This window comes from Burkholderia multivorans ATCC BAA-247 (assembly GCF_000959525.1).
GTDB lineage: Bacteria > Pseudomonadota > Gammaproteobacteria > Burkholderiales > Burkholderiaceae > Burkholderia > Burkholderia multivorans.
In genome coordinates, this window is the sequence record NZ_CP009832.1 from 2,583,802 (window position 1) to 2,595,449 (window position 11,648).

At 68.8% G+C, this 11,648-nt stretch carries 13 protein-coding genes; 11 read left to right on the forward strand and 2 right to left on the reverse strand.

The features are described 5' to 3' along the window. The 9 genes from NP80_RS24435 to NP80_RS24475 all read left to right on the forward strand — a co-directional run bounded on the left by NP80_RS24435 (window position 1) and on the right by NP80_RS24475 (window position 7,428). Window positions 1–741, forward strand: coding sequence for a nicotinate-nucleotide adenylyltransferase (locus NP80_RS24435; protein WP_100085606.1), 741 nt, complete (start codon window positions 1–3; stop codon window positions 739–741). A gap of 4 nt (window positions 742–745) precedes the next feature. Continuing rightward, a complete protein-coding gene (gene rsfS / locus NP80_RS24440; protein ID WP_006398740.1) occupies window positions 746–1,195 on the forward strand; it encodes a ribosome silencing factor in 450 nt (149 codons plus the stop codon). A gap of 9 nt (window positions 1,196–1,204) precedes the next feature. Further along, window positions 1,205–1,675, forward strand: coding sequence for a 23S rRNA (pseudouridine(1915)-N(3))-methyltransferase RlmH (rlmH, locus tag NP80_RS24445; protein ID WP_006405603.1), 471 nt, complete (start codon window positions 1,205–1,207; stop codon window positions 1,673–1,675). A 51-nt stretch (window positions 1,676–1,726) separates the two neighbouring features. After that, on the forward strand, window positions 1,727–2,359 hold the full coding sequence (locus NP80_RS24450; protein WP_006398738.1) for a Maf family protein: 633 nt from the start codon (window positions 1,727–1,729) through the stop codon (window positions 2,357–2,359). An 8-nt stretch (window positions 2,360–2,367) separates the two neighbouring features. Continuing rightward, the gene (gene rng, locus NP80_RS24455; protein ID WP_006409048.1) at window positions 2,368–3,840 is read left to right on the forward strand and encodes a ribonuclease G; all 1,473 of its coding nucleotides are present in this window, start codon (window positions 2,368–2,370) and stop codon (window positions 3,838–3,840) included. A gap of 92 nt (window positions 3,841–3,932) precedes the next feature. Continuing rightward, window positions 3,933–4,268 carry a YggL 50S ribosome-binding family protein gene (locus NP80_RS24460; protein ID WP_006405604.1) on the forward strand — a complete coding sequence of 112 codons (336 nt, stop codon included), beginning with the start codon at window positions 3,933–3,935 and terminating at the stop codon, window positions 4,266–4,268. A 328-nt stretch (window positions 4,269–4,596) separates the two neighbouring features. After that, window positions 4,597–5,559 (forward strand): PRC-barrel domain-containing protein, encoded by a 963-nt coding sequence (locus NP80_RS24465; RefSeq protein ID WP_006409054.1) that lies wholly within the window; start codon window positions 4,597–4,599, stop codon window positions 5,557–5,559. Beyond that, the gene (locus NP80_RS24470; RefSeq protein WP_006405606.1) at window positions 5,556–6,818 is read left to right on the forward strand and encodes an MFS transporter; all 1,263 of its coding nucleotides are present in this window, start codon (window positions 5,556–5,558) and stop codon (window positions 6,816–6,818) included. The genes NP80_RS24465 and NP80_RS24470 overlap by 4 nt, the downstream gene beginning before the upstream one ends. Before the next feature lie 40 nt (window positions 6,819–6,858). Beyond that, the gene (locus NP80_RS24475) at window positions 6,859–7,428 is read left to right on the forward strand and encodes an FUSC family protein (RefSeq protein WP_006398733.1); all 570 of its coding nucleotides are present in this window, start codon (window positions 6,859–6,861) and stop codon (window positions 7,426–7,428) included. A gap of 44 nt (window positions 7,429–7,472) precedes the next feature. Here the strand turns inward: NP80_RS24475 and NP80_RS24480 are convergent, their stop codons facing one another. Together NP80_RS24480 and msbA are read right to left on the reverse strand one after the other, a co-directional pair. Beyond that, window positions 7,473–7,862 (reverse strand): RcnB family protein, encoded by a 390-nt coding sequence (locus NP80_RS24480; protein ID WP_006409050.1) that lies wholly within the window; start codon window positions 7,860–7,862, stop codon window positions 7,473–7,475. A gap of 89 nt (window positions 7,863–7,951) precedes the next feature. Continuing rightward, window positions 7,952–9,703 (reverse strand): lipid A export permease/ATP-binding protein MsbA, encoded by a 1,752-nt coding sequence (msbA, locus tag NP80_RS24485; RefSeq protein WP_035945889.1) that lies wholly within the window; start codon window positions 9,701–9,703, stop codon window positions 7,952–7,954. A gap of 224 nt (window positions 9,704–9,927) precedes the next feature. On the opposite strand from msbA, the gene NP80_RS24490 reads away from it, so the two are divergent. After that, complete coding sequence (locus NP80_RS24490; RefSeq protein ID WP_035488749.1) at window positions 9,928–10,680, forward strand: glycosyltransferase family 2 protein; 753 nt, start codon at window positions 9,928–9,930, stop codon at window positions 10,678–10,680. A 114-nt stretch (window positions 10,681–10,794) separates the two neighbouring features. Further along, entirely contained in the window at window positions 10,795–11,637 is an 843-nt protein-coding gene (locus NP80_RS24495) for a glycosyltransferase family 2 protein (protein ID WP_006409051.1), read from the forward strand. The last annotated feature ends 11 nt before the right edge of the window (window positions 11,638–11,648 follow it).

The window sequence follows — 11,648 nt, forward strand, 5'->3', positions numbered from 1 at the left end:
CTGCCGCCCCTACGAGAGGACGCGTTTCTGAACACCACCGCCCGCCCCGCCCCGCAGCCGCGCCCGCTATCGCGTCGCATCGGCCTGCTGGGCGGCACGTTCGACCCGATTCACGACGGCCATCTCGCGCTCGCGCGGCGCTTCGCCGACGTGCTCGGCCTCACCGAGCTCGTGCTGCTGCCCGCCGGGCAGCCGTACCAGAAGCGCGACGTGTCGGCCGCCGAGCACCGGCTCGCGATGACGCGCGCCGCGGCCGGCTCGCTTGTGCTGCCCGGCGTGCGCGTCGAGGTCGCGACCGACGAGATCGAGCACGACGGCCCGACCTACACGGTCGAGACGCTCGCGCGCTGGCGCGAACGGATCGGTCCCGACGCGTCGCTGTCGCTGCTGATCGGTGCGGATCAGCTCGTGCGCCTCGACACGTGGCGCGACTGGCGCAAGCTGTTCGACTACGCGCACGTGTGCGCGGCGACGCGGCCCGGTTTCGACCTCGGCACCGCATCGCCGGCCGTCGCGCGCGAGATCGCCGCGCGTAAAGCCGGCGCCGACGTGCTGAAGGCCACGCCGAGCGGCCATCTGCTGATCGACACGACGCTCGCGTTCGACATCGCCGCAACCGACATCCGCGCGCATCTGCGCGCATGCATCGCGCGGCACGCGCACATGCCCGACGCGCCGGCCGAACATGTGCCGGCCGCCGTATGGGCCTATATTCTTCAACATCGTCTCTACCATTCCTGACTCCATGGATATCCGCAAACTGCAGCGCGTGATCGTCGACGCCCTCGAAGACGTCAAGGCGCAAGACATCAAGGTGTTCAACACCAGCCACCTGACCGAGCTGTTCGACCGCGTGGTCGTCGCATCGGGCACGTCGAACCGCCAGACCAAGGCGCTCGCGTCGAACGTGCGCGAGAAGGTCAAGGAAGCCGGCGGCGACGTCGTCAGCTCCGAGGGCGAAGACACCGGCGAATGGGTGCTGGTCGACTGCGGCGACGCCGTCGTGCACATCCTGCAACCGGCACTGCGCCAGTACTACAACCTCGAGGAAATCTGGGGCGACAAGCCGGTGCGGATGAAGCTCGGCGGCGGCAAGGGCCCGAACGGCGCGACGGCCGCCGACGACGAGGACGAAGACGAAGCCGGCGACGCACCCGCCCGTCCCGCACGCAAGGCACCCGCGCGCCGTCGCTAAGCGTCGCCGATGAAGCTCTTCATCCTCGCGGTCGGCCACAAGATGCCCGGCTGGATCGCGTCCGGCTTCGACGAATACGCGAAACGGATGCCGCCCGAGTTGCGCATCGAACTGCGCGAGATCAAGCCCGAGCTGCGTTCCGGCGGCCGCAGCGCGGAAAGCGTGATGGCGGCCGAGCGGCAGAAGATCGACGCCGCGCTGCCGAAGGGAGCGCGCATCGTCGCGCTCGACGAGCGCGGCCGCGACTGGACCACGATGCAGCTCGCGCAGGCGCTGCCCGGCTGGCAGCAGGACGGCCGTGACGTCGCGTTCGTGATCGGCGGCGCCGACGGTCTCGATCCGGACCTGAAAGCGCGCGCCGACCTGCTGCTGCGCATCTCGAGCATGACGCTGCCGCACGGGATGGTGCGCGTGCTGCTCGCCGAACAGCTTTACCGGGCGTGGAGCATCACGCAGAATCACCCTTATCACCGCGCATGACGCGTCGTCCTCGCGACGCGCGGCCCGCGCGCTCAACGAGATAACGACACCATGCCGTCCAGCCTGTCCCCCGCCCTTTTCCCGACCCTTTACCTCGCTTCGCAAAGCCCACGCCGCCAGGAACTGCTGCAGCAGATCGGCGTGCGTTTCGAACTGCTGCTGCCGCGCGCCGACGAAGACGCCGAGGCGCTCGAAGCCGAGCTGCCCGGCGAAGCCGCCGACACATACGTGCGGCGCGTGACCGTCGCGAAAGCGGAGGCCGCACGTGCGCGGCTCGTCGCGAGCGGCAAGCCGGCCGCGCCGGTACTGGTCGCCGACACGACGGTGACGATCGACGGCGCGATTCTCGGCAAGCCGGCCGACGCCGACGACGCGCTCGCGATGCTGACGCGTCTCGCGGGCCGCGCGCACGAGGTGCTGACGGCCGTCGCGGTGATCGGCGCGGACGGCGCGCTGCTGCCGCCCGCGCTGTCGCGCTCGTCGGTGCGCTTCGCGGCCGCGCCGCGCGATGCGCTGATGCGCTACGTGGATACCGGGGAACCGTTCGGCAAGGCCGGCGCATACGCGATCCAGGGGCGCGCGGCCGAGTTCGTGGAGCGAATCGACGGCTCCCATTCGGGTATCATGGGTCTGCCCCTTTTTGAGACAGCCGCGCTGCTGCGCGCCGCGCGCGTCGCCTTCTGAACCGCACCATGAACGAAGAAATCCTGATCAACCTCACGCCGCAGGAAACGCGCGTCGCACTCGTGCAGCAAGGTGCGGTGCAGGAGCTTCACGTCGAGCGCACGCTGTCGCGCGGACGCGTCGGCAACATCTATCTCGGCAAGGTCGTGCGCGTGCTGCCCGGCATGCAGTCGGCGTTCATCGACATCGGCCTCGAACGCGCGGCGTTCCTGCACGTCGCCGACATCTGGCAGCCGCGCATCGCCGGCGAGCCGCCGTCGGGCGCGGTCCACCACCAGCCGATCGAGAAAACCGTGTTCGAGGGCCAGACGCTGATGGTCCAGGTGATCAAGGATCCGATCGGCACGAAGGGCGCACGGCTGTCGACGCAGGTCAGCATCGCGGGCCGCACGCTCGTCTATCTGCCGCAGGAGCCGCACATCGGCATCTCGCAGAAGATCGAGAGCGAGGCCGAGCGCGAAGCCGTGCGCGCGCGCCTGACGGCCGTGATTCCGCCGGACGAGAAAGGCGGCTATATCGTGCGCACGATCGCCGAAGACGCGACGTCCGAAGAACTGGCGGCCGACGTCGCCTATCTGCGCAAGACGTGGGCGACGATCGTCGCGCAGGCGCAGCGGCTGCCGGCGACGAGCCTGCTCTATCAGGATCTCGATCTCGCGCAGCGCGTGCTGCGCGATTTCGCGAACGACGACACGACGCGCATCCAGGTCGATTCGCGCGAAACGTATCAGCGCCTCGCGGAATTCGCGGCCGAGTTCACGCCGGCCGTGAGCCCGAAGCTGCACCACTACACCGGCGAGCGGCCGCTGTTCGACCTCTACAACATCGAAACGGAGATCCAGCGTGCGCTGTCGCGTCGCGTCGATCTGAAATCGGGCGGCTATCTGATGATCGACCAGACCGAGGCGATGACGACGATCGACGTGAACACCGGCGGCTACGTCGGCGCGCGCAACTTCGACGACACGATCTTCAAGACCAACCTCGAGGCCGCGCACACGATCGCGCGGCAGCTGCGGCTGCGCAATCTCGGCGGGATCATCATCATCGACTTCATCGACATGGAGAACGCCGAGCATCGCGACGCGGTGCTGTCCGAGCTGAAGAAGGCGCTGTCGCGCGACCGCACCCGCGTGACGGTCAACGGCTTCTCGCAGCTCGGGCTCGTCGAGATGACGCGCAAGCGCACGCGCGAATCGCTCGCGCACGTGCTGTGCGAGCCGTGTCCGACGTGCCAGGGCAAGGGCCAGGTGAAGACGTCGCGTACCGTCTGCTACGACATCCTGCGCGAGATCCTGCGCGAATCGCGCCAGTTCAATCCGCGCGAATTCCGCGTGATCGCCGCGCAGCAGGTGATCGACCTGTTTCTCGACGAGGAGTCGCAGCATCTCGCGATGCTGATCGACTTCATCGGCAAGCCGGTGTCGCTGCAGGTGGAGTCGAACCTGAGCCAGGAGCAGTACGATATCGTGCTGATGTAGCAGCCGCGCGCAATCCGTGCGCGCAAGCGCCGCGGCGCCGCATCGTGCGGCGCGCGGCGCATTCCGTTCCCCACTCTCATTCATCCCGCATCATGAGCCAACGCCACAACCGCCGTCAGCGCAAGAAACTCCACATCGGCGAATTCCAGGAACTCGCGTTCAACGCGACCGCGCAATATCGCGGCGAGCTGAGCGACCTCGAGCGCGGTCAGCTGATCGATGCGTTCATCGATTTCGTCGAAGCGAACGGGCTGCTGACCGTCGCGTCCGCCGACGACGGCATCGGCGCGTACGTGATTTCCGGCGCGCCGCGCGGCACGACCACCGAGGCGGACCGCGAAGCGGTACGCGCATGGCTCGCCGCGCGCCCCGAGCTGACCGACGTCGAAGTCAGCGAATTCACCGACGCGTGGTATCCGCTCGCGTAAACGCCGCGCGCGTGCGCGCGTCTGCATGCGTCGTCGTCCGCACGCGCGGCTGACGGCGACGCCCCGTCTTCGCCTCCTCTCCCCCGCCCGTCGCGCGCAGAACCGCTGCACGACGCGGCCCGCCGCCCGTTTCGCGACCCTTCGCGCGGACTCCGGCCGCGCGGCGATCGGCGCACCTCTGCGGCGAACCGCCGCCGTGTCGCAACCGAAATCGGTCCTGAAAGGAAGACACGTTAAACTCTCACCTCGCGTGGTGCGCCGCCCGCACCCGCCATCCATCGCCAGCCGCGTGCCTCCGGGCCCGCCCCGACCCTTGGAGTGAGTGTCAATGAGCGGCGGACTTCCGTTTCCCGCATCCCGCATGTCGTTGCCGTCGTCGACGGTCTTCCTGATTCTCGCCGCCGCCGCGCTGCTGTCCGGCTGCGGGCTGCTGCCGGTCCAGAACCCGCCCGCGCCGATCAGCGAGGCGCTGGTCGAGCCGGTCGAGGAAACCGCCGGCGAGCCGCTGACGATGCCGCCCGTGCCCGCGCCGACGCGCCCGGAGGAGCCGGAAGCGCCGAAGAAACAGCACCACGAGGTCGCGCGCCCGAAACCCGTGCAGCGCACCGAATCGCCGACACCGCCGCCGCCTCCGCCCCCGCCGATCGTCGCGACGCGCCCGCTCGATCGCACCCAGATCCATGCGCTGCTCGACAGCGAAGTCGCGCGACGCAACGGCAAGGTAATCGGCCGCGCGGTCGACATGGTGGTCGACGCGGGCGGCAAGCCGCGCGAGATGGTCGTCAACCTGCAGGGCTTCATGGGCGTGGGCGACCGCAAGGTCATCTTCCCGTGGAACGTGTTCCGCTTCACGCCGGGCGGCAAACAGGAGCCGATCGTGCTCGATGTGCCGTCGGGCGACCTGCCGCCGGCCGCGCGGCCGAAGCCCGTGCCGCTGTCGGGTTCGGCAGCCGCCTCGCCGACGACGCGGCTGCCGATGCTCGACAGCGACGTCGAGCGCCCGAACGGCACGAAGATCGGCCGCGTCGTCGACGTGCTGATCGACCGCGCCGCCCAGCCGCAGGCCGTCGTGCTCGACCTTGGCGGCCTCGTCAATACCGACCGCCGTTCGATTGCCGCGAGCTGGGGCGCGCTGCGCTTCGTCACGCGCGACAAGGCGCTGCATCCGCAGCTCGACCTGAACGACGCACAGATCAAGGCCGCGCCGCCCTACGCGGCCGACAAGCCGATCGTCGCGGTCTACCCGCCCGTTGCACCGGCACCGGCTTCGTCTGCGAGTACTGCCCGATGACGATCAAGCATTCCGTCAGCGTCCGCAGTCTGCGCGCTCTCGACTGGCTCAACTTCTTCGTGGCAAACGTTCAAACCGGGTTCGGTCCGTTCATCGCGTCGTACCTCGCGTCGCACAAGTGGACGCAGGGGGAGATCGGGATGGTGCTGTCGATCGGCACGATCAGCGCGATGGTGAGCCAGGTGCCGGGCGGCGCCGCCGTCGACGCGCTCAAGAACAAGAAAGGCGCGGCCGCCTGGGCGATCGCGGCGATCATCCTGTCCGCCGTGCTGCTCGCGTCGAGCCCGACGATCGTGCCGGTGATCGCGGCCGAGGTGTTCCACGGCTTCGCGAGCTGCATGCTCGTGCCGGCGATGGCCGCGATCTCGTTCTCGCTCGTCGGTCGCGCCGATCTCGGCGACCGGCTCGGCCGCAACGCGCGCTGGGCCTCGATCGGCAGCGCGGTCGCCGCCGGCCTGATGGGGCTCACCGGCGAATATTTCTCCGCGCGCGCGGTGTTCTGGCTGACCGCGGTGCTCGCCTTGCCCGCGCTGTTCGCGCTCGCGATGATCCAGCCGACGCACGAGGTGATCCCGCAATCGTCGTCGAAACGCGATGCGAGCGATGAAAGCGAAGAGCGCGAAACGCTGCTCGAACTGCTGCGCGACCGCCGGATGCTGATCTTCGCGGCGTGCGTCGTGCTGTTCCACCTGTCGAACGCGGCGATGCTGAACCTCGCGGCAGGCGAAGTGACGGCCGGGATGGGCGAAAACGTGCAGCTCGTGATCGCGGCATGCATCATCGTGCCGCAGGCAATCGTCGCGATGCTCTCGCCGTGGGTCGGCCGTTCCGCGCAGCGCTGGGGCCGCCGGCCGATCCTGCTGCTCGGCTTCTCGGCGCTGCCCGTGCGTGCGCTGCTGTTCGCCGGCGTCAGCAGCCCTTACCTGCTCGTGCCGGTGCAGATGCTCGACGGCATCAGCGCGGCCGTGTTCGGCGTGATGCTGCCGCTCATCGCGGCCGACGTCGCGGGCGGCAAGGGGCGCTACAACCTCTGCATCGGCCTGTTCGGGCTCGCGGCCGGGATCGGCGCGACGCTCAGCACCGCGGCGGCCGGCTACGTCGCCGATCATTTCGGCAATGCGGTCAGCTTCTTCGGGCTCGCGGGCGCGGGCGCGCTCGCCGTGCTGCTGGTATGGCTGGGGATGCCGGAGACACGCGTCGAGAACGGCGATTCGCCGGCCGACGAACCAGCGGCCGCATCGCCGGAACAGGCGCACTGAACGCGGCACACGCCGTCCTCCGTTTCTTGACCGACGCACGATGGATACGATCCGGACACTCAACGAAGCACGCCAGCAGATCCAGCAGTCGATCTTCGATCTGTTCAAGGGCCTGACGTTCGGCGAGCGGCTCGCGCAAGGCGGCCTGATGGCGTTCCAGGCCGTGTGCGGCGCCTGCCTCGCGTATGCGATCGGCCGCGCGCTGCACACCGAGCAGGCCGTGTGGGCCGCGATCACCGCGATCGCCGTGACGCAGCACAATTACTCGGACACGATGTCGCTGTCGCGCGACCAGTTCATCGGCGCGATGGTCGGCGGCGTGCTCGGCTTCGCGGGCGCGGCGCTCGGCGGCGACCGGATGCTCGCCTATGCGCTGACGGTCGCGGTCGTGATCGTCTGCTGCTGGTGTCTGAATGTCGGCAGCGCGGCACGGCTCGGCGGCGTCACCGCGACGATCGTACTGCTGTTTCCGGGCAACGGCCCGCTCTGGGACATTCCGCTGATGCGGCTCGGTGAAGTCGCGCTCGGCACGCTGTGCGCGCTCGGCGTGTGCTGGGTGATGTCGCGCGTCGAACGGCGCTGGTTCCGGCGCGCGGCGGCCGGAAAGTGACGCGGCTGCCGCGCGCACGCGGCAGCCGCATGGGAATCGCGCCGTTACGGGCCGACGCGCAGCACGAGGCCCGAGCCGATCTGCACGAGCAGATAGTCGCCGCCGATGCCGACCCACTGATAACCGCGCGGCGGCGGGCTCAGATGATAGCCGCGCCAGTCGTCGACCACGTACTGGCGCTCGCGGAACTCGGGCGGCAGCCGGTCGCCCTTGTGCCAGTCGCGGCGCGGCTGGTCGGCCCAGCGCGGCGGCACGTCGTGGTCGTCGCCGCGACGCTTGGCCTGGCCCGGCGGTACGTGCTTCGGACCATGGCCGCGCTGCATGCCGGGGCCGCCGTGATTGTCGTGGTTGCCGTGATCCTGCGCGAAGGCTCCCTGTGCGGCGAACCCGGCCGCGATCAGCGCAGCGAGCGCCATCCGGTGCGTCTTCTTCATTGTCGTTCCCTCCGTGTTGTCACGTCGAATCGGAAACAGCGGGACTGCGCGGGGAAGACTAGCATATCGGCGGGACAAGCCTGCGCACGTCACGCCGCCTGCTGCTGATACTGGATCCGATGAAGGTGCGCATAGAGACCGCCGTGGCGCAGCAGCTCGTCATGGCTGCCCGATTCGACGATCTTGCCCGCTTCGAGCACGAGAATGCGGTCCGCACGCTCGATCGTCGAGAGTCGATGCGCGATCACGAGCGTCGTGCGGCCTTCCATCAGCCGCTCGAGCGCCGCCTGCACGTGGCGCTCCGATTCGGAGTCGAGCGCGGACGTCGCTTCGTCGAGGATCAGGATCGGCGCATCCTTGTAGATCGCGCGCGCGATCGCCAGCCGCTGGCGCTGGCCGCCCGACAGCCGCATCCCGTTGCCGCCGACCACCGTATCGAGCCCGTCCGGCATCGCGGCGACCGCGTCGGCGAGATTCGCGGCCTCGAGTGCCGCCTGCACGCGCGCGCGGTCGGGCGTTTGCCCGTACGCGACGTTGGCTGCGATCGTGTCATTGAACAGCACGACGTCCTGGCTCACCATCGCCATCTGGCCGCGCAGCGCATGGAGGTCGAACTCGGCGATCGGCACGCCGTCGAGCAGAATCGCGCCGCCGGTCGGATCGAAGAAACGCGGCAGCAGGTTCACGAGCGTCGTCTTGCCGCTGCCGGACGGCCCGGCAAGCGCGATCATCTCGCCCGGCGCGACGTTGAACGAGATGCGGTCGAGCGTCGGCCGCTCGGTCGCGCCGTAATCGAACGACACGTCGCGGAACTCGATTTCGCCGCGTGCGCGCGCGAGCGGCCGGCCGCCGCCCTGCGGTTCGGCAGGCTCGTCGATCAGCCCGAAGATCAGTTCGGCGGCGGTCATCCCGCGCTGCAGCGGCTGATTCACGTCGATCAGGTGCTTCAGCGGCGAAATCACGAGCAGCATCGACGTGACGAACGCGACGAAGCCGCCGACCGTCGTCTGATCGTTCGACGACTGCACGACCGCGATCGTGATCACGACGGCGAGCGCGATCGACGCGAGGAACTGCGTGAGCGGCTGCGCGAGCCCGCCCGAGATCGTCATCCGCATCGCGTAGCCGCGCAGCCGCTTGCTCATCGCCGTGAAACGGTCGATCTCGTACGATTCGCCGTTGTGCACCTTGACCACCTTGTAGCCGCCGACCGTCTCTTCGACGATGTACGACAGCTCGTTCGTGAGCGTCTGGTGCTCGCGGTTCAGGCGGCGCAAACGCCGGTTGATCTTGCTGACCAGCCAGCCGATGCCCGGCAGGATCACCGCGACGATCAGCGTCAGCCGCCAGTTCAGGTAGAACAGATAGCCGAGCAGGAACACGACCGTCAGCGAATCGCGCACGAGCGTGACCATCACGCCGGTCAGCACCGACAGGATCTGATTGACCTCGAACACGATCGCATTGATCACCGTGCTCGCCGTTTCGCGCTGGAAGAACGACGCGCCGGTATGGATCATGCGCTGGAACATCTCGAGACGCAGCTGCAGCAGGATGCGGTTCGAGACGTAGTTGAGCAGGTAATTCGACGCGTACTGCGATACGCCGCGGATGAGCGCGAGGCCGATCACCGCGATCGGCACGTACCATTTCGCGCGGTCGCTGCCGTGCGAACCAAAGCCGTGGTCGAGGAGCGGCTTGAGCAGCGCCGGAATGCCGGCTTCGGTCCCCGCCACGATCCCCATCGTGACGATGGCGAGCAGCACGATGCCGACGAGCGGCCGGATATACGGCCACAGGCGCTTGAAGACCGTGACCGGCGACGTGCCCGTGCCGTTCATCGGTTTGCGAAGTGTGTTCTGGGTTTCCAAGGCGATCCTTCTTGAGCCGCGGCGCGGCGCGCGGCGCGCGCCCGCCCGGGATCCTGCCCGTCGGGCCGGCGCCGAAAATGGCCCAACATTATAGCCGCACCGCCCCGTCGCGCCCCGCGGTCGACGCCGCGGGCACGATGCGGGCCGGCGGGTATACTGCCGCTCACGTTTTCTTCGCCTTTCCGACGATTTTCATGGCTGAACCCACCCTCGGCGTCGCTCTCATCGCCCTCAATGCGTCCGCGCGGCTCGCGCAGTGCCTCGATGCGCTGACCTTCGCGGACGACATCGTCGTCATCGACGGCGGCAGCACCGACGACACGGTCGCGATCGCCCAGGCGCACGGTGCACGCGTGATCGTCGAGCGCGACTGGCCGGGCTTCGGCCCGCAGAAGAACCGCGCGCTCGACGCGCTCGATACCGACTGGATCCTGTCGCTCGACACCGACGAAGTGGTCAGCCCCGAACTTGCGCAGTCGATCCGCGACGCGATCCGCACGCCGGCCGCCGACGTCTATGCGCTCGACCGGCTGTCGAGCTTCTGCGGACGCTGGATCCACCACAGCGGCTGGTATCCGGACTGGGTGCCGCGCCTGTTCCGGCGCGGGACCGCGCGCTTCTCCGACGATCTCGTGCACGAACGCCTCGTGTTCGACACGCCGGCACAGCGGCTGTCCGGCAAGCTGATGCACTACTCCTACGAGGACTTCGAAACGGTCGTGCGCAAGCTCGACGCCTATTCGACGGCCGGCGCCCGCCAGCGCCGCGCGGCCGGACAGCGCGGCGGCTTCGGCAAGGCGCTCGCGCGCGGCGCCTGGGCGTTCGTCCGCACTTACGTGCTGCGGCGCGGGTTTCTCGACGGCCGCGCGGGCTTCATGATCGCCGTCTTCAACGCGGAAACCGTCTATTACCGCTTCCTGAAACTCGGCCACCCGCCGGCCCGCTGATCGGCCGCCGCCGGCCGCAGCGTTACAATGCCGGGCTGCCCCGCGCGGCCGCGCCCTGCGGGCCGCCGCGCAATCGCCGTCCGTCCGACACGACGACCACCGAATCCGACCGCCATGTTCTCCATCATCATCCCGACCTGGAACAACCTGCCGTACCTCAAGCTCGTCGTCGACAGCCTGCGCCGCCATTCTGCCTACGAGCATCAGATCATCGTGCACGTGAACGACGGCTCGGACGGCTCGCTCGACTGGGTGCGCAGCGAGCGTCTCGAGCATACGGCGTCGCCCGGCAACATCGGCATCTGCCACGCGGTGAATCTCGCAGCCGCGCGCGCGACGCGCGACTACGTCGTCTACATGAACGACGACATGTTCTGCTGTCCCGGCTGGGATGCCGCGCTGGCACGGCGCATCGAGCAGATGCCGACCGATCTGTTCATGCTGTCGGGCACGATGGTCGAGCCGGTCGATACGCGCAATCCGTGCGTCGTCGTCGCGGACTTCGGCCGCGATGCCGAACACTTCGACGCGGCTGCGCTCGTCGCCGCCGCACCGCGGCTCGCGCGCGCGGACTGGCTCGGCTCCACGTGGCCGCCGACGCTCGTGCACCGCGACTGGTGGAACCGGATCGGCGGCTACAGCAGCGAACTGTCGCCCGGGATGAGCAGCGACAACGACTTCTCGATGAAATTCTGGGACGCCGGCTGCCGGATCTTCCTCGGCGTCGGCGACAGTCTCGTCTATCACTTCCAGCAGAAGAGCACCGGCAAGATCGTCAAGAACGACGGACGCCGCCAGTTCCTGAACAAATGGGGCATGACGCAGGCGACGTTCGACCGCTACTACCTGCATCGCGGCGAACCGGCCGGCACGCGCCTCGCGCTCGACACGCCGGCTGTCGAAGGGCGCCTCAAGCGCGCCCTGCTGCGCTCGCGGATCAAACGGGCGTTCAGCTGATCCGCGCCAGG

Bases quoted from the DNA above. Each gene is read 5' to 3' on its own strand.
- NP80_RS24460 (WP_006405604.1), top strand. From the start codon at position 3,933: ATGAGCCAACGCCACAACCGCCGTCAGCGCAAGAAACTCCACATCGGC.
- rng (WP_006409048.1), top strand. From the start codon at position 2,368: ATGAACGAAGAAATCCTGATCAACCTCACGCCGCAGGAAACGCGCGTC.
- NP80_RS24480 (WP_006409050.1), bottom strand. From the start codon at position 7,862: ATGAAGAAGACGCACCGGATGGCGCTCGCTGCGCTGATCGCGGCCGGG.
- NP80_RS24490 (WP_035488749.1), top strand. From the start codon at position 9,928: ATGGCTGAACCCACCCTCGGCGTCGCTCTCATCGCCCTCAATGCGTCC.
- NP80_RS24475 (WP_006398733.1), top strand. From the start codon at position 6,859: ATGGATACGATCCGGACACTCAACGAAGCACGCCAGCAGATCCAGCAG.
- rsfS (WP_006398740.1), top strand. From the start codon at position 746: ATGGATATCCGCAAACTGCAGCGCGTGATCGTCGACGCCCTCGAAGAC.
- msbA (WP_035945889.1), bottom strand. From the start codon at position 9,703: ATGAACGGCACGGGCACGTCGCCGGTCACGGTCTTCAAGCGCCTGTGG.
- NP80_RS24495 (WP_006409051.1), top strand. From the start codon at position 10,795: ATGTTCTCCATCATCATCCCGACCTGGAACAACCTGCCGTACCTCAAG.
- NP80_RS24470 (WP_006405606.1), top strand. From the start codon at position 5,556: ATGACGATCAAGCATTCCGTCAGCGTCCGCAGTCTGCGCGCTCTCGAC.
- NP80_RS24465 (WP_006409054.1), top strand. From the start codon at position 4,597: ATGAGCGGCGGACTTCCGTTTCCCGCATCCCGCATGTCGTTGCCGTCG.
- rlmH (WP_006405603.1), top strand. From the start codon at position 1,205: ATGAAGCTCTTCATCCTCGCGGTCGGCCACAAGATGCCCGGCTGGATC.
- NP80_RS24450 (WP_006398738.1), top strand. From the start codon at position 1,727: ATGCCGTCCAGCCTGTCCCCCGCCCTTTTCCCGACCCTTTACCTCGCT.